A 17,507-nucleotide genomic window follows, 5' to 3' on the forward strand; every position below is an offset into this window, starting at 1 on the left:
TTATTCAGATGTCATTCAGATGTCAGAAGAATCGCCGTATAGATAATAATCTGCAGGCTTGTCCATGCGCGCTGCATTACATGAAGTCATGCTTTCGGAAACAGCATGTAGAGACCACCCATAAGCCATTAGGCAAGGAATAGATCCGCCAAGACGCCTGAGGGCCTCAAACAACAACGCCAGGGGAACGGCTATTTAGACAGGGCATGGAGCTAGATCCATAACGGAATGGCACGATACGAAATAGTTGCTCATACAGCAGAGATGCCTCACGACAGTAGACGTAGATACCAAGCTCAACCAAGAAAGGAACGGCCACTAAGAGACATCCCAGTTGCTTTTGCCTGTTTACATCGCGCTGTACTAGCTCAAGCCAGTGCGGGCTATATCGAGAACATCGGCCATCGAGCGAATCTGATCCATCATTGAGACCAACTGAGCAGCACTGTTGAGCTCAACCCGCAAATCAATGCAGGCGGGTTTGCCATAGGACGTTGTTACCCTGGCATCGCTCACATTGATGCGGTTATCTGAAAGACGCATCAGGATGTCTTTCAGAATTCCCACCCGGTCAATCACTTCAATACGCAACTGCACCGGGAATCGCTCGCCTTCGATGAAGGCACCTTGATTCCAGCGCACCGGCAATCGTCTTTCACTGGGTATCGAACCAACATTGACGCAATCCTGCCGGTGAATCGTGATGCCGTGATTACCAAGAGCAACAGTGCCAAGGATCGCTTCTCCTGGCAGCGGACTACAACAGCCGCCAAGGCGGTACTCAAGCCCCTCTAGGCCAAGGATCGGTACGCCATCAGAAGTTGGCAACCTGGCTGGGCTCGATTCCACTTGAGCCACAAGCCTTTTCGCAACACTCACATTGCTGAGTGGTTGCTCAGGTTCGACAGTCTGAAGACGGATTTCTTCGCGCAAACGATTCAGCACTTGTTGCAACGTTAAAGAGCCAAAACCAAGAGCCGCCAGCAAATCCTCGGTGACCGGCAAATTGCAGCGCTCTGCTACGCGTGTCATCGCTTCGCTACTGAGTAGCGCATCAAAACCATTGCGCCCGAGTTCGCGCTCCAACAGGTCTTTCCCCCGTTGAATCGTTTCATCACGATGGCTGCGCTTATACCACTGACGGATGCGATTACGGGCTGTGGGAGTCGCCACAAAGTTGAGCCAATCGAGGCTTGGATGAGCTGTCTTGCTGGTGAGAACTTGCACAAAATCGCCGTTCTGCAATGAGGTCGATAATGGACAAAGCCGATCATTAATTCGCGCACCATGGCAATGGTTGCCAACCTCTGAATGAATCCGATAGGCGAAATCAACAACTGTGGAGTCTTTGCGTAAGCCCACTACATCGCCTTTAGGAGTAAATACAAACACCTCTTCATCAAACAAGTCTTCCTTGATCGAAGCAAGGTAGTCGTTGTGGTCGTCATTGCCTCCTTCCTGTTGCCACTCGACCAGCTGACGAAGCCAATTAAATCGCTCCTTGTTGGCGGCCGCTGGAGAACCACCCTCTTTGTACTCCCAATGAGCCGCGATGCCGAATTCAGACACACGATGCATTCCTGGAGTGCGAATCTGCACCTCAATGGGCCGATGCTTGCCGATGACCGCCGTATGTAGCGATTGATAGCCATTGGGTTTGGCTAAACCGATGTAATCCTTAAAGCGTCCGGGAATAGGCCGGAAGGTGTCATGCACGACAGCTAAAGCGCGATAACAAGTCTCCACACTGGGAGCGATGATTCGCAATGCCGCCACATCGAAGATCTCATGGAAGGCCTTTTGCTGGCGCTGCATCTTGCTCCAGATGCCATAGAGATGCTTCGGTCGACCACTGACTTCACAAGTTTCAAGACCGGCAGATGCCAGTCGTTCCGTTAACAATTCAACCGTGGTTGCCAGACGGTTCTCCCGTTCACTGCGCTTGGTCGCCACCTCTTGTTGAATCTCGCGGAAAGCTTCAGGCTCAAGGAGCTTGAAGGCCAAATCCTCAAGTTCCCATTTGAACCGACCAATGCCGAGACGATTGGCCAGAGGTGCATAAATTTCGCGGGTTTCACGAGCAATGCGCTGCTGCTTATCAGCCTGCAATGAGCCAAGCGTGCGCATGTTGTGAAGCCTATCGGCCAATTTCACCAGCACCACGCGGATATCGCTGGCCATTGCCAGAAACATCTTGCGCAAGTTCTCAGCTTGGGCCTCAGTGTGGTTAGTGAAATGAATCCCGCCCAGCTTGGTGACGCCTTCCACCAGTTCCCGTACTTCAGCACCGAAATAATCTTCCAGTTGCTCTGGGGTTAAATCGGTGTCTTCCACCACATCGTGAAGGAACCCTGCAGCGATCACGCTGGCGCTAGCGCCGATATCCCGCAACAGATCAGCGACTGCCACGGGGTGAACGATATATGGGTCACCGCTGGCTCGAAACTGCCCCTCATGCAACTGAAAGGCCAAATCAAAAGCTGCTGCAAGTAGGGCTTCTGAATCGATTGGGCAACTCTGCCCAAGCCCAGGAGGAATGTGCCTAATACAGTCTTTTAACCATTCCGGCAAGGCAATGCCGTAGTCATCAACACTGCTGAACGGATGTGTTCTGATCTCAGGCAAACCACACACCTCTGAACCACAGCCAGCTTTGGTCTGTGTGGAGTTCGGGGCAGTGGTGACGTTGAGCATCCGACCCAGCGGATTAATCCATGGTATTCAGTCTCAAGACTCCGTGCTACTAACGATGCCCAGCTCTTCAGAGCAGGTGCTCGAACTAAGCCAACTGCGCATGCGCTATCCCCGCAGCGCTGATTGGACACTGGATGGACTGAACCTAAGTATTAATTCAGGAGAGAGGCTCGCCCTGGTGGGCCCTTCAGGCTGCGGCAAGAGCACCGTGGCCAAGGCCGTACTGCATCTACTTCCACCTGGAAGCATTTGCCAGGGAGGGTTGCTACTGACCGGCCAAGATCCAAGACCATTGCAACAGAAGCGATTGCGGCAACTACGTGGTGAAGCGGTAGGGCTGGTTTTTCAGGATCCAATGACCCGCCTCAATCCGTTGATGACGGTGGGGCAGCATCTGCTTGACACTCTCAACGCCCACCAACCAGAAGCTACCCCCAGCTGGCGAGAGCAGCGGGCAGAGGAACTCCTGGAGCGAGTGGGAATCGGGGCGAACCGGTTCCGTGCCTACCCCCATGAATTCAGTGGTGGCATGCGTCAGCGGCTGTCCATTGCTCTAGCAATCGCCCTCAATCCCCCTCTGGTCATCGCCGATGAGCCCACCACCAGCCTTGATGTCGCCGTGGCTGGTCAGGTTATGGCCGAACTCAGCAACCTCTGCGACGAGCTCGGCAGTGCTCTCATGCTGATCAGCCATGACTTGGCGATGGCAGCTCGCTGGTGCGAGCGCATGGCCATTCTCGATGGGGGACGCATGGTGGAAGAGGGCCTGAGCGAAGAGCTGCTTTCTCATCCCCGCTCCGCCATCGGCACTCGGCTCGTGGGTGCCGCCAGGGCGCGTGAAGGCGGTAGCACTCCAACTCGCTCGCATACCGCTGCCGTCGTTCTAGAAGTCAATGCCTTGCGCTGTTGGCATGCTCTGGGAGGCTGGCCCTGGGCACCGACCTGGCTCAAAGCTGTTGATGGAGTGAGCTTCAACATCCGTGCTGGCGAGAGCCTTGGTGTGGTTGGAGCATCTGGCTGTGGCAAAAGCACCCTCTGCCGGGCCCTCATGGGTCTTACGCCGATCCGGGGTGGCCAGGTACATCTCCAAGGCCACAACCTGCTCAGCCTGCAAGGACAGCCATTAAGGCAAGCCCGTCAGGCCGTGCAGATGGTTTTCCAAGATCCTCTCGCTTGCCTCAATCCAAAAATGACGATCGCAGAAGCCATCGCCGACCCACTGCTCATCCATGGAATGGCAAGCCGAGCTGAAGCAAGGCAAAACGGGCGAAAGTTACTCGAGCAGGTGGGTCTCAGCCCAGCAGAGGACTATCAAAACCGACTGCCTCGCCAGCTCTCTGGTGGCCAGCAACAACGCGTCGCCATTGCCCGAGCCCTGGCCTTAAAACCGAAGGTGCTGATTTGTGATGAGAGCGTCAGCATGCTGGACGCAGAAATTCAAGCTGAGGTGTTGGCTCTATTGCGTCAGCTTCAGAAAGAATTGGGGCTAGCGATGCTGTTCATTACCCACGACCTCTCCGTTGCAAGTGGTTTTTGCCACAGAGTGATCGTGCTCGACCATGGGCAAATCGTTGAGGAAGGACCCGGCGATCAGCTCCTGCAGAACCCCCAAGCAGCGATTACCCGCACACTCGTAGAAGCCTGTCCGAGACTGCCAAAACAAGGCATTAAAGGCATGCCAAAATAACGACAAGTTCTTGAATAAAGCCTTTTCGAGCTGGAGTATCATCTCCAAAATTAAACACTTGGCATGCAGTTAATGCGTTCTGGCATGTATTTACTCTCAATTGGTTTCCGTCAAAAGTGCAGGAAGTGATAGTAGGAAAAACGATTTTTTGAGTCAATACTTGAGGCAGACATTCGACGACTATCTGAGTAAAAAGATCAATTTATAGTGATCATAATAGAACAGCTTAAAGACGGGCTTGGTGCAGGCCTAATGAAAGCAGTAAAAGCCAAAAATCAAGCGAATAGAAGCTTGTTGCCCTTGACACGAAATCATCAAATAAATTTAAAAAGATCTTGAGTCTGGACTAGATGCAATCATTCTAGATGAAAGCCTTGAGCATAGAACTGGTGCCTTAATTTCTGCCCTCGAAGCACTCGCTAGAGACTACTCTTGGCTTGATCTAGTCCTACATTCTCCCTGCTAGGAACTTGCTGAGATGAACTCAGCAAAGCTTTCTCCTTGCCAAATTGAAGTTTTATATTGAATGGCTGATGGAGATAGCAGCCTAGATATGGCTAAATAACTGCAGACTGCCAAAACTACAGAACGTGAGCATGTTCAATCCATCTTGCAACGCCTTGGCGTGAAAAGTTGAGTTGCTGCTGAGGCAGAATTAAGACCTGGAATCCTCAGAGAATTCTCAGATAAAAAAAGTCTGCTGTATGGAGCAAAAATCCTTCATTTGAAGGGTTGAGTTGTAGGACACATCACGCCTAGACCTGCATAAGCAAATCAATCAGCTCATGACATCACAGTTGAATGTCTCAGTTGCAGGGAGCGTGTGGTGGAACGGGTTGACAGCCGAACTCAACATCACCAATACGTCAAGCAAAACTCTTTCAGAATGGAGTTATAGCTTCACAACACCTCACAAAATCTCAGGGATGCCATGGGGTGTCAGCACATCGGCCGAGCAGCTCGCCAACGGACAAACGAAATACACACTGACAGGACTCGGTTGGGCGCAAACCATTCCCGCTGGAGGGTCCGTCACAGTCGGCTTCAATGCACAACAGGGCAAGCCACTAGGTACAGAAGGGGTACTGACCGCTGAATTGTTGATGACTAACGCGTCAGAAACTGCAATCACGGTTGCATCATCTCTTGCGGTAAGTGATGCACCAGCAGTTGAAGTGCAAGGGCATCAACAGAGCGAGAATGACTCTGCAATGGAAGGAATGCATGCACACACAACCTCCGACTCTGCTTTCACCCTGATCACCGAATGGGGTGCATCAAGCGGCAGTGAACACACCACCCACGATGAACTGATGGGAGGACGCACTCCCATTACCACAGAAGCACATGTTGCGTATAACAATCTCCGCACCTTTCTCGGACTGGATCCTGCATCCCTAGAAGACATCGGCAACTGGGCCTTCGCTAATAACCTCACCAACAACTCCCAGGCCTGGGGCAATGAACTCCAAGGTGTTGGTCTCTGGTACTCCATGCAGGGGGCCAAAGTTGGCTGGATCGCCGATGAAAACTACGATCCCCAATGGCTTGCCGATCTACAACGCAGCGCACGTCTTGGTAGCCCCAATGACGTGATGAGCATGGCGAGGCAGATCGCTAAACCTGGCTTCATCGATTACCTTGAGGACATCGATGGCGTCGATCACTTCATCAACACTTTGAAGATGGAGCCCCATTTTGGTGGCTGGATGCACGATAGGGCTCATGGATGGCTATCAATCGAAGACGTTGCTATTGCTCATGACATCAACCACCTCACAGTGCTCAGTCATGACCAAACACAACCGTTCATGAATGACACCTTCGATTGGCCCCAGTGGCCAGCGCTAGAGGTTTCTGACCAAACCGTGATCGACTACTTCCAAAGCATGGTGAGCCTGGGGGACCCACTGGGATCAAACTTGCAGGCTATAGGTACACCGATCAATGAGGAGGATGAGAAACCTCAACAGGAACCAGTTGTTCTCGTTGAGCAAAGCCAGGTTTCACAGATTGATCCAATCACCGGTAGCGCGGTGGATGTTGAGGTGTCTGGTGATCTTTGGTGGGGTGGCTTCACCGCGGAGATCACCATCACCAATAGCAGTGCTCAGCGTCTGGAGAATTGGGCGGTAGGCTTCAACAGTACCCATCACTTTTACGGCGAGTCCTGGGGTGTTGATGTTGTTACCGAAGAGGTCGCTGATGATCTCTACAGTTATAAAATCTATGGAGCTGACTGGGGTCAGTCGATCGGCGCTGGTCAATCGATGACTGTGGGCTTCAACGCGCTAACGGGTATGGAGCTGGAGCGTAGCGGTTCTCTCACCGCCGAGAGCCTATGTGCAGAGGGCAGCGAGCCTGTACTGCTCTAACGGTTGCATAGCCTCAGCCCACGAAACAGCATCACCATTAGCGCAGCGATGGGGGGCTAACGCCAGTGGCCTGCTTTCGAGGCTAGGAGCTGCATTGTCATGAAAAAATCAATGCTTATGTTCCTTGCTCCCATCCATACTCTCTTATCTAGCCACTGCAAGATGAGCCTCTCAATCTCACGATTTTGCTTATAGAGAGATGAGGCCTGAGCACGTCTCAAATCAAGTTTGAGCCGACGGCAAAATAGATTTTCTGCTAACTTGATCTTAAGCTATTAGAAAATTTGACTGGTTCAATGAAACTAATCACGCCAAAATGCAAGAGTTTTTGCCGGTAAACTTTGCTGCATTCAATTGCATATATAACCCATTGCCGATGAATAGAATTCAACCCTAAACCAATAGCCAATGATTCAAGTCCCTGCCTTTTAAGCTAAACCATTAAATGGTGGAAGCTATGACTTGAATCTAGCTCGTATCATCAAAGTATTGATTTCATGTGGCAGCAAGCAATGACGACTTCAAAAAGTGGTCTAGGCGATAGCTGGCCTAACATCATAAAAATCAAGCAATTATTTGAGTGTTATAGGTAGAAAGAAAAGGCTGAATCTCAACCAGAGCTAGTCTCGCTAGGCATGAGAAGTTTCATCTAGAGATTATTTTCATGAAGCATCTTTTTTCTAAATCATGGATGTCCATTTCAGATGCAATCATCTCGCACCATTCAAGACTTAGGTTGTGCCTGTTCGTCGACGCAACACAGCCAAAAGCTTCTCAAATAGATCTGGCAACGGTGCCTCAAAGACCATCCGCTCACCGGTGAGCGGATGGTCTAAACCAAGCTGCACTGCGTGAAGGATCTGGCCAGGTAAATCGATCGGCAACTTGCGGCAGCGGCTGTAAATGGGATCACCAACAATTGGATGACCAATGTGTGCGCAATGAACACGAATCTGATGGGTGCGTCCCGTATCAAGCTTGAAGCGCAACAGGGAGTAATCACCTAAGCGTTCAGCCAATGTCCAATGGGTGCAAGCATGTCGTCCTTGCTCGTCACTGACCACGGCATATTTCTTGCGATCCACCGGATGGCGACCAATCGTGGCCACGATCGTGCCTTGGTCGCCTGTCGGAGCGCCATGCACGACAGCCAGATAGTTGCGCGATGCAATGCGTTTCTGAATCTGTTCCTGAAGTTTCACCAAGGCCTCCTGACTCTTGGCAATCACGATGCAGCCAGTGGTGTCTTTATCGAGACGATGCACAATGCCTGGTCTCAATTTGCCACTGATGCCAGGCAGATCCGAGCAATGATGCAAAAGACCATTCACTAACGTGCCGTTGCGATTGCCTGGAGCCGGATGCACTGTGAGGCCCGCAGGCTTGTTGATCACGATCAGATCACCATCCTCAAATAGCACGTCCAAGGGCATCGCTTCCGGTTGCAGATACGGCAAAGGCTCCGGTGGCGGCAGCCACAACTGCACCTCATCGCCTTGGCGCAAAGGAGTCTTGGCTCGCCCGGTGATGCCGTTCACGCGAACAAACCCGGCATCGATGAACTTCTGGATGTGTGAACGGCTCTGCTCCGATCGCTGGCTGACAAGCCAACGATCCAGGCGCATTGGCAAGGGTTTGGGGTAGTGCAGCTTCAGCAATTCACCCTCACCTTCTCCGAACGCCAATGTCCGTTCGTTCAATGTCATGGCAACGGCAACTCCAGCGCGATCGGCCCCAACAGTGCTCGACGAAAGTCATCTAAAAGCCGTTGGGCCATACGCCCTGTATCACCAGAGGTGTGGCGTTCGGCAACAGTCATCAACCAAGCATGGGCATCAGCTTGCTCACCGGCCAAGTTGATGCCGTAACGCTGCTCAAGGATCCCTGCAACTACCCCAGCCGCCGCCTGCTTCTCCAACACACTCAGCATCTCCAGGAAGGCGAGGGCCACCAACTCAATGTCATAGGCGGCCTGGCCGATGTCATCGCAAAGGGCGAGATGCAAAGCAGCCTGTTGGTCATCGAGGCGGGGTGGCAAAACGCCGGGGGCATCAAGTAAGTCAAGGTCTTGACCCAAGCGCACCCAGCGCAGGGTGCGGGTCACGCCAGCGCGACGAGCACTCTCCACCACCTTCTGACGGACCAAACGATTGATCAGGGCGGACTTGCCCACATTGGGAAACCCCAAAGTGAGGGCCCTTACAGGGCGTGGTCGCATACCACGGGAGCGGCGGCGCTGATTGAGCTGATCTCCAGCTCGTATGGCTGCTTGTTGAACTTGCTTAACACCTGTGCCAGCCTTGGCATCACACCACCATGGGGTTTGGGCCTGGTCACGGAACCAACGATCCCAAGATTGACGAGCCGCAGAGGAAATCATGTCGCGGCGGTTGATCACTAGCAAATGCTGCTTGCCCTTAATCCAGCGTTGCAGCTGCGGATGAGCAGTGGCTATCGGGATGCGAGCATCCCGCACCTCAATGACAAGGTCAATTTTGTCGAGATTCTTGCTGAGCTGTTGCTCCGCCTTAGCGATGTGGCCTGGATACCACTGAATTGTTGGAGTGCTCACGGCACCACCAGCACCGGACAAGGGGCCAACTGGATCACCCGGGCTGCTGTGCTCTCGCTATCGCCATCCAAATTCACACCGCGTGTGCCCATCACAATCACATCCACATTTAATTCATCAGCTACATCGCAGATCACGAAGGCAGGCTTACCTTCTCTCTCCAACACTTCACAAGCAATCCCAGCCTGCTCGACTTGTTCTCGAGCCCGTTTCAATAGCACTGCTACAGCCTCAGGATCGTGCATTTCAGGCCGCTCAGCCTGGACCACAGACAGGATGATCAAACGGCTGCTATGGCTTCTGGCCAGTTCTAAAGCCTTGCTGGCCGTTTCCATTGCTTCCCGGCTCTGATCAATCGGGAAGAGAACGGTTTCAAACATGCGTTTGAACAAAATGCTTGCTTCAATCTTGTCCTAGCGCCAACCAGATCAGTTCGCCGGCCCATCAACCCAACCAGGCAAGCAAAACACGGGTTAATCTCAGCGGGTTTTTCTTACCGCACGGCACAACCCCCATGGCGAAGCGTTCACTGTCCAGCCTCAGCGCAGCGGACCTACGTAGTAAGCGTGTGCTGGTTCGGGTTGACTTCAACGTGCCTCTCAACGAGAACGGCGCCATTACCGATGACACCCGCATCCGCGCCGCCCTGCCCACCATCAATGACCTCATCGACAAAGGTGCTCGGGTGATCCTCTCGGCCCACTTTGGCCGACCAAAGGGTCAAATCAATGAAGGAATGCGTCTCACACCAGTAGCAAAACGCCTCAGCGAACTGCTGGGTAAAACCGTGACAAAAACCGAAAGCTGTGTCGGTAGCGATGCCGAAGCCAAGGTCAATGCCATGGCCGATGGAGAGGTCGTACTGCTCGAGAACGTGCGCTTCTTCTCAGAAGAAGAAAAAAACGACGCCAACTTCGCCCAAAAGCTCGCAGCACTTGCTGACGCTTATGTGAATGACGCCTTCGGTGCTGCACACCGCGCCCACGCCTCTACAGAAGGGGTCACGAAATTCCTCAACCCCAGCGTTGCAGGCCACCTGATGGAGAAGGAACTTCAATACCTTCAAGGTGCCATCGACGACCCCAAGCGACCCCTTGCAGCGATCGTGGGTGGGTCCAAGGTCAGCAGCAAGATCGGCGTGCTGGAAGCCTTGATCGACAAGTGCGACAAGGTGCTGATCGGCGGCGGCATGATCTTCACGTTCTACAAAGCGCGTGGCCTTTCAGTCGGCAAGAGCCTGGTTGAAGAGGACAAGCTGGAACTAGCGAAGGAGCTAGAGGCCAAGGCCAAGGCCAAGGGGGTTCAACTGCTTCTGCCTACTGACGTTGTGCTAGCCGATGACTTCGCCCCCGACGCCAATAGTCAGACCGTATCCATCGACGCCATTCCCGATGGTTGGATGGGACTGGACATTGGCCCAGACTCAATCAATCTCTTCCAAGACGCACTTGCTGACTGCCAAACAGTGATCTGGAACGGTCCCATGGGCGTGTTTGAGTTCGACAAGTTTGCCGCCGGCACCAACGCCATCGCCACCACCCTTGCCAATCTCAGCGCTAAGGGTTGCTGCACAATCATCGGTGGTGGTGACTCGGTAGCCGCCGTCGAAAAGGCCGGCCTCGCCGAGAAGATGTCCCACATCTCCACTGGTGGTGGCGCCAGCCTTGAGCTGTTGGAAGGCAAGGTGTTGCCAGGTGTCGCCGCTCTCGACAACGCAGCCTGATCACAGGCAAACAGGCAATTTCACACCGCCCGAACCCTTCGCCGATTCAGCCGCTCCCTCGGGGGCGGCTTTTTTGGTTCTGCAGCGTGCCGATCAAGCTTTGAAGAGCAGTCCGAGAGACAACAACCCGGCAGCAGCGATCCAGCTGCCCGCCACACGAACCGCAATGCAAAAACCGGTGCTGCGGGTTGCCGCTACCTGAGCGCTGATCAACACCGACAGCACCGCCACAGCACTGACCACCCCCAACACATCCAGAGGCAACCCGCTCGGAGCGGGGGGCATCGTGAACCCATTGATCAGGCCGAAGAGCAAACCTGAGCCGGCCACCGTGAACGCAAGCACCTGAGCAGACAGGCGCAGAGACAGCGCCACCAGCACACCCACCAGGGTGAACAGCACGGTGGTGAGCAGCGCAAGCGTGAGATCCAGACCCCAACGCTGACCCACGGCAAGCCCGATCCCCCAACTCAACGGCAGAAGCGTCAGTAATAGACGTCCACCCTGTGGGCCCTGCTGACCCGCGAGCAACGCCAGCCCCAGCACGAGCAACAGATCCGAGGGCGTCAGGAACAGGTGAGCGATGCCGTCGTAGAAGCCGCCAAAACCGGTCTGCATCAAGTGAGCGAACAGCAGAGGCATCACGCTCCTCCCAACTGAACCAATGACCAGACCCCCACCACCGCGATGACGGCACCGACCACCTGAAGCAGGCGATGCCCCCAGGCCAGACGACGCGCTTCACCCAGGCCGATCCCCACCAGATGCAGCAAACCAGTGGCTCCGACAAACGCCAGGCTGAACAGCAGTGCATCGGCACCATCCGGGAGCTCCATGCCATGGGCATAGCCGTGCAACAACGCGAACAAGCCCACGAGCACAGCAGCCACCGTGAGCGGAAGTCGCTGCTGCAGCATCACCAAGACCCCCAGCACCAGGGCCGACAGGGCAATGCCGGTCTCCACCCCTGGCAAAGGCAGATCGAGCAGACCCAGGACGCCTCCGAAGGCCATCACCATCGGGAACGCCACGGGCAGCAGCCAGATCGCCGGTGCTCCCAAAACCGCGCCCCAGAGGCCAACGGCCACCATCGCCACCACATGATCGATTCCGGTCACGGGATGGAGCAGTCCAGCCATCACGCTGCTGGCTCCACCTTCTGGCACATGGGCCAATGCACCGGAAGGAAGCAGCGACAACAGCAGAGCCAGAACCAACCAACGCCAACGCATCTCAAACACCTCCTTTGATCAGGGAAAGCGTGGTTTCGATCGTCCAGTAAGCACCAGCACAACCGATGGTCCAGGCCGGCATGCGCCGGACCCACAGAGGCCAGCGGATCTGCAGCTGCCGAAACGCACGCTCAAGAGCGAGAACCAACACCACAAAAAGGTCTTGGCCGATTTCGATCCCCACGTTGAAGAGCAAGAGGGCCAGCAGCAGTTCATGGTGAGGCAATCCCAGCTCCGCCAAACCACGGGCGTAACCGAAGCCGTGCAGCAATCCGAAACCACAGGCCAGAACCCAGGGATGACGGAGCGTGAAACTGGTTTGGCCACGCATGAAGCGCACCACTTCCGTGCCGATGAACAGGATCGACAACGCGATGGCCGCATTCAGGGGAGCTGTAGGCACCTGAACGATGCCGATGGCAGACACCGACAGGGTGATGCTGTTGGCGAGCGTGAACGCGGTGACCGTTTTCAGCAGCATCCAGCCGTCACGAACGATCATCACGAGACCGAGCAGCAGCAGCAGGTGGTCGACACCCAGCAGGATGTGCTCAATGCCTAGGCGCAGGTAGGCGACTAGCCCGGATGGCTCAGAATCAACATCAGTACCGAGGATGGTCGTTTGTTTTACCGGCTTGAGCAGATGGGTCTCAGGCCGAACAGCATCAGCAGGCTGGAAGCGAACCAGCACATCCGTGCCCACTGCTGCAAGACCATCGATGACGATCGGCTTCCCCTTCAGACTGGACGTGCAGCTGAGGCTGCCGTGATAAATCCAGGCGGACGACTCCAGCTTGCTGTCAAGGTCACCCTGTAGCTGGCAATCCTCTGGAAAACGAGGGGTGATCGGCAAACGTTTGCCTTGCTGAAGCGGCACTTTCCAGAGAACACTGTATTGGCCAGCGGCGGTCTCGTGCAGGTCTAGATATCCAGGCAGTAACTCATGGGCCGATAGGGTTCGCGGTAAAACTAACGTCAAAGCGAAGACGACAATCGCCAGCCAAGAGCGCAGCTTGAAACGGCTCATGGCTCAGACAGCTCCGGCCGGGTAACCGTGTATTTACCGAGTAAACGCTGGTAGAAAACCTCTTGCTGCTTTCGCTTCTGAGCAGCTATCCAGTCGCGCTCAACCTTGGATCGAACCTGATCGAGACTGGGGACATCACCAGGCTTCATCTCATCCAATTTCACTAGATGCATGCCATAGGCAGAGGAGATAGGTCCCGCCCATGTGCCGAGCTGTTGCTGCAACAAGACCTCGGTGAACTCTCCGCCAAACAGCGCAACCAGCTCTGATTTGCGAACGCTCTGCCACTCTGGTTTCAGCATCACCAATTTGTCGCCGACCTCTAAAGCGTTAACTCCCGCCTCCGGCTCGTTGAGCCTCTCCAAAAGCAACCGGGCGTCGGACTGGAGGGCATCACGTCGCTGTTCAGGATTTAAAAACACATGGCGAAAGCTGACTTGCGTATCGGTGCGGTACTGATCGGCATGCCTGCTCAGATAGACCTGTAAGTCTCCTTCGCTGGGAGTCTTACGGGAGGCCTCTGCGTCGGAGACGAATTCCATCTTCTGCCGCAAGCGGCGGCGAACGATCATGTCATCCCGATCCAGACCCAGCGCCATTGCTTCGCGCACATATACCTCCATACGGATGTGGTCATTGATCAAACCATCGAGTTCAGCAAAGGTGGGAGGACGCTGCCAAGTGCGCATGAAGGTCTGCACCATGGTGGCCACGCGTGCATCGGAGATGATGATCGCGCCACCGGAGGCGGCACCCGGTGGCCGCATCAACCCGTGCAACAGGAATAAGGCACCACCCAGGAGGAGAAACTGGATAATCGGCTCCTTCAGGGTTGTCTTGAACCAACTCGGCAACGCGAGCGAAGATGGTAAGGCTCGTTTCAGGGTCGACATTCACACAACAATTATGGGAGAGCCCGCAGCAGTTCCCTCAATCCTCGCCTAGGCAATCAAGCTGCGGAGACGTTGTTCGTTGATCAGATTGGGTTGTACCAAATCGGGCTCGTATAGGCGCGCTCTTGAGAGACGTAGCGGATATCCTTTGGCATCACCTCAAAGAGGTTGAAGCGCTTGCGGTCGTAAGCCAGCCAACGGGGCGTCGGAATCTCCATCACGCGAACGTAATAGAAAGCCTTCTGACTGGAATCGAAGTCTGGATCCTTCCAGTAGCCCTTCAGAACAGGATCTCCAATGCTGTTGCTATAAGTAGCCTCCTGAAGATTCACGCTGTTGCCCACTACTGGCAACGTGCCATCAGCACCTGGCTTGCGCTTGTCGGCATCTCCCCAAGCAACGTTGTAGACCTTCTCATGAGTCTGCCCGTCGGCTGACAACCAGCCCTTGACAATTTGGATGCGATCCAGATTGGCGCCCATCGGATCACGCATGGCCTGAATCAGAAAAGCCGGCGCCTTATCCGAAGGTGCATTGCTCAGATCACCACCCATGGGCACACCATTGGCATAGCCATTCTTTGCGAAATCAGAGCGGTTCAAATCCCCTTCAGCAAAATCGAAGCCACCAAAGACACGCACCTGCAAACGGGTGCCGGTGGTTCCATAAACCTCCTTACGAGCCATGGCATCGAACAAAGCCTCACGCGTGTTCTCGTGAGCCCAAACGGCGGCCAAACCGGAGGCAGCCAGATCCTGCGCAGTCATATCAAGGCTCGGGTCCTTCAATGACTTGATCAGCACATCCTTCCAGCGATTTGGACTGGGCTCCAGGATGTTGGCCTTGCCAAACCAGTTGTCCTCCTCAGTGGTGGAGAGACCGGTGTGGGAATCAGTGCTACCAACCAATCCGAACTTGAACGGATTGATACCTAATTGGTTGTCGAGCTGCAACCCGAGCTTTAAAGCAGGACGAGCGTATTCATACGGCAACATCGCATTGGTTTTAGCCTGAGATCCACTCAGATTTCCCTTGTCGTACACCTCAAAGGGGGCGAAGTCATCCTCTGGTGATAACAGGGGATGGGCTTCGGCTGTTCCCTTCTCCTGCGTCACCTCATAGAGGGGTTCAAAGCGATTGCGCTGACGGGCATAGTCGCGATCAATTGGGCTGTCATCCTTCTGATGAAAGGGATCAAACATCATGCCGTTGGAAAGATTGCCGTTATGCGGAATTGCCAACACCTTGCCGCCGGTATTTTTCTCAAAGTTCTGCATATAAGCCCAAAGATCTTCCACGTCATCGGAATCAAACGCCGAAAAGGGAAGAACCTTCTCGGCCTTCGTCTTGTCATCGCGGAAGACGACAACCCTATGTAGGTTGTTTCCGCCTGGTTGACTCGTCCACTCGTAGCCAATAAAAGCAGTGAACTTGCCAGGGTCGTTGTACTTTTCCGCCAATGTGGTGATTGTGTTCCAGGCAGAGCGTTTCATCGACTCACTTTTGATCTCAGCTTTATCGCCACCCTCTCCAAGCGTATTCAGTATGAGTAGATAGGCCTCATAACCCTTGCCAGCCTTGACAAGATCGTAAAGCTGTTTGCCGAAAGGATCATTGAGTAAACCTGGGTCTGACTGACCGATCATGTCTTGCAAGCCCATGTTCTCAGCGTGGTCAGCAATCACGACGAAGTCGTATGGGCGTTTGAGCTTGGCCTGCAAACCTGTATTACTGGTGACCTGCTGACCAAGCACAAATCGGTAGGCATCCTCTGGGCCAACTGTGGTTCCAACCATGCCGGCATCAGCGGAATAGGCCGTATGTAGATGGGTATCACCGAAGTAGGCGCGCGTAGGGATGGAACCAATAGCAGCCTTAGCGATCTCAACCTTGCTGGCAGACGTTGACGGCGCCTCACGCTTTGAGAGTGCTCCCAGCACAGGCAACAACAGCAAAGCGCCGACAAAAGAAAGCACACGGCCCCTTGAAAAGCGCTGAGAAGGTTGTTTGCTGAAGAGCACTGCCGTTACCGTCACAACTAAGGATGGAACCTAGCGTTTATCTCTCGTCCTGTAAAAGTTAAAAATGCTGCAAAAGCTTTGAAAGCTGTCAAAATTTTCTTCGTCCTAAGTCATGGTCAGCTGGATCAGTTCATTGCTTTGGCGGTCAAGGGATCGATGAAAAAAAAGATCACAGCGGCCTGATCGATCGGCAATCGCTCCAACTCAATCACCTTGAAGAGCTGCAGTGATCTAGTTGAACTTTTTAAGACCGCTAAACAGCAATCAAGGTGAATCAATCGATAACCCATCCCATCTGTTGTGATTCAGCCTGAAGGTCTGACCGGATTTCTCCATCAAACATGACCCAATCTGAACTGGCGCCACCGGCACGAATCGGCGTGATAGGCCTTGGTGCACTCGGACTGCCGATGGCCATCAACCTGCGTAAGGCCGGCTATAGCCTGCAGGTGCACACTCGCAGTCGCCGAGCAGAGGCAGATCCAAGCCTGCAGGGAGCGAGACGCTGCGACTCTCCAGCCACCACAGCCATTGACGTGGAAGCGTTATTGATCTGTGTCAGCGATGGTGCTGCTGTGGAGGATGTGATCTTCGGTGGCAAGGGAGCTGCCAGGTGGCTGGCATCAGGTGCCACGGTGGTCGACTGCTCGACGATCGCCCCAGCAACGTCGAGCACCCTTGCTGAGCGACTTGCTCAGCAAGGGGTGACCTATCTGGATGCACCGGTAACCGGAGGCACCGAAGGGGCTAGAGCAGGAACTCTGACCGTTCTAGTGGGTGGCAACACACAAGCTCTGGCAAGGGTGCAGCCACTGCTGGAAGTGATCGGTGAGCGCATTCATCACTTCGGTCCGGTGGGACGGGGCCAGCAGGTGAAGGCGCTCAACCAAGTGCTGGTGGCCGGCAGCTATGCCGCGTTAGCAGAAGCAATCGCGCTAGGGCAGCAGCTGGGCCTACCGATGCAGACGGTGATTACAGCGTTACAGCATGGTGCCGCAGGCTCATGGGCCCTTAAGCACCGATCAACAGCGATGCTGGAAGATCATTATCCGCTTGGCTTCAAGCTGGCTTTGCATCACAAGGATCTCGGCATTGCCCTGGAAACGGCAGAACGCGTGGGACTACAACTGCCAATCACAAGCAAAGTGAAATCCATGGAGGAAAACCTGATTGAACTTGGCCATAGCGAGGAAGATGTATCAGTGCTGAGGCGGTGGTTTGATCAGCAACAGGCAGAATCTCAGTAATTCTGATCTAGCCTTCGATAGGCTGAACAAGTTGTT

At 54.2% G+C, this 17,507-nt stretch carries 14 protein-coding genes; 4 read left to right on the forward strand and 10 right to left on the reverse strand.

All coding sequences use genetic code 11. From position 1 onward, the window contains the following. Window positions 1–166: 166 nt before the first annotated feature. The gene (locus EV12_RS13870) at window positions 167–319 is read right to left on the reverse strand and encodes a hypothetical protein (RefSeq protein ID WP_193742103.1); all 153 of its coding nucleotides are present in this window, start codon (window positions 317–319) and stop codon (window positions 167–169) included. A gap of 44 nt (window positions 320–363) precedes the next feature. After that, complete coding sequence (locus EV12_RS01115; RefSeq protein WP_036910981.1) at window positions 364–2,694, reverse strand: RelA/SpoT family protein; 2,331 nt, start codon at window positions 2,692–2,694, stop codon at window positions 364–366. 55 nt (window positions 2,695–2,749) lie between these two features. On the opposite strand from EV12_RS01115, the gene EV12_RS01120 reads away from it, so the two are divergent. After that, window positions 2,750–4,381 (forward strand): ABC transporter ATP-binding protein, encoded by a 1,632-nt coding sequence (locus EV12_RS01120; RefSeq protein WP_036911064.1) that lies wholly within the window; start codon window positions 2,750–2,752, stop codon window positions 4,379–4,381. A 785-nt stretch (window positions 4,382–5,166) separates the two neighbouring features. Further along, window positions 5,167–6,756 (forward strand): cellulose binding domain-containing protein, encoded by a 1,590-nt coding sequence (locus EV12_RS01125; protein ID WP_036910983.1) that lies wholly within the window; start codon window positions 5,167–5,169, stop codon window positions 6,754–6,756. A gap of 731 nt (window positions 6,757–7,487) precedes the next feature. Here EV12_RS01125 and EV12_RS01130 read toward each other — a convergent pair. Genes EV12_RS01130 through EV12_RS01140 form a run of 3 tightly spaced genes read right to left on the reverse strand, consistent with a single transcriptional unit; the run spans window position 7,488 to window position 9,708 of the window. Beyond that, window positions 7,488–8,462 carry an RluA family pseudouridine synthase gene (locus tag EV12_RS01130; protein ID WP_036910985.1) on the reverse strand — a complete coding sequence of 325 codons (975 nt, stop codon included), beginning with the start codon at window positions 8,460–8,462 and terminating at the stop codon, window positions 7,488–7,490. Continuing rightward, window positions 8,459–9,328 (reverse strand): ribosome biogenesis GTPase YlqF, encoded by an 870-nt coding sequence (ylqF, locus tag EV12_RS01135; RefSeq protein WP_036911066.1) that lies wholly within the window; start codon window positions 9,326–9,328, stop codon window positions 8,459–8,461. The genes EV12_RS01130 and ylqF overlap by 4 nt, the downstream gene beginning before the upstream one ends. Continuing rightward, window positions 9,325–9,708: a universal stress protein gene (locus EV12_RS01140; RefSeq protein WP_011827370.1), complete on the reverse strand. Its 384-nt coding sequence runs from the start codon at window positions 9,706–9,708 to the stop codon at window positions 9,325–9,327. The genes ylqF and EV12_RS01140 overlap by 4 nt, the downstream gene beginning before the upstream one ends. Before the next feature lie 134 nt (window positions 9,709–9,842). On the opposite strand from EV12_RS01140, the gene EV12_RS01145 reads away from it, so the two are divergent. Then, window positions 9,843–11,051: a phosphoglycerate kinase gene (locus tag EV12_RS01145; RefSeq protein ID WP_036911068.1), complete on the forward strand. Its 1,209-nt coding sequence runs from the start codon at window positions 9,843–9,845 to the stop codon at window positions 11,049–11,051. A gap of 93 nt (window positions 11,052–11,144) precedes the next feature. Here the strand turns inward: EV12_RS01145 and EV12_RS01150 are convergent, their stop codons facing one another. The 5 genes from EV12_RS01150 to EV12_RS01170 form a co-directional block, all read right to left on the reverse strand. Beyond that, window positions 11,145–11,693, reverse strand: a complete 549-nt coding sequence (locus EV12_RS01150) for a HupE/UreJ family protein (RefSeq protein WP_036910988.1) — start codon at window positions 11,691–11,693, stop codon at window positions 11,145–11,147. Beyond that, window positions 11,693–12,283 carry a HupE/UreJ family protein gene (locus tag EV12_RS01155; protein ID WP_036910990.1) on the reverse strand — a complete coding sequence of 197 codons (591 nt, stop codon included), beginning with the start codon at window positions 12,281–12,283 and terminating at the stop codon, window positions 11,693–11,695. Before EV12_RS01155 ends, EV12_RS01150 begins: the two co-directional genes overlap by 1 nt. Before the next feature lies 1 nt (window position 12,284). Continuing rightward, a complete protein-coding gene (locus tag EV12_RS01160; RefSeq protein ID WP_052039507.1) occupies window positions 12,285–13,310 on the reverse strand; it encodes a HupE/UreJ family protein in 1,026 nt (341 codons plus the stop codon). After that, window positions 13,307–14,164, reverse strand: a complete 858-nt coding sequence (locus EV12_RS01165; protein ID WP_036911072.1) for a peptidylprolyl isomerase — start codon at window positions 14,162–14,164, stop codon at window positions 13,307–13,309. The genes EV12_RS01160 and EV12_RS01165 overlap by 4 nt, the downstream gene beginning before the upstream one ends. Window positions 14,165–14,286: 122 nt before the next feature. Further along, window positions 14,287–16,239, reverse strand: a complete 1,953-nt coding sequence (locus tag EV12_RS01170) for a DUF3604 domain-containing protein (RefSeq protein WP_241466526.1) — start codon at window positions 16,237–16,239, stop codon at window positions 14,287–14,289. A 326-nt stretch (window positions 16,240–16,565) separates the two neighbouring features. Between EV12_RS01170 and EV12_RS01175 the strand changes: the two genes are divergently transcribed. Continuing rightward, complete coding sequence (locus EV12_RS01175; RefSeq protein WP_036910992.1) at window positions 16,566–17,471, forward strand: NAD(P)-dependent oxidoreductase; 906 nt, start codon at window positions 16,566–16,568, stop codon at window positions 17,469–17,471. The last annotated feature ends 36 nt before the right edge of the window (window positions 17,472–17,507 follow it).

It is taken from the genome of Prochlorococcus sp. MIT 0701, assembly GCF_000760295.1.
Classification (GTDB): domain Bacteria; phylum Cyanobacteriota; class Cyanobacteriia; order PCC-6307; family Cyanobiaceae; genus Prochlorococcus.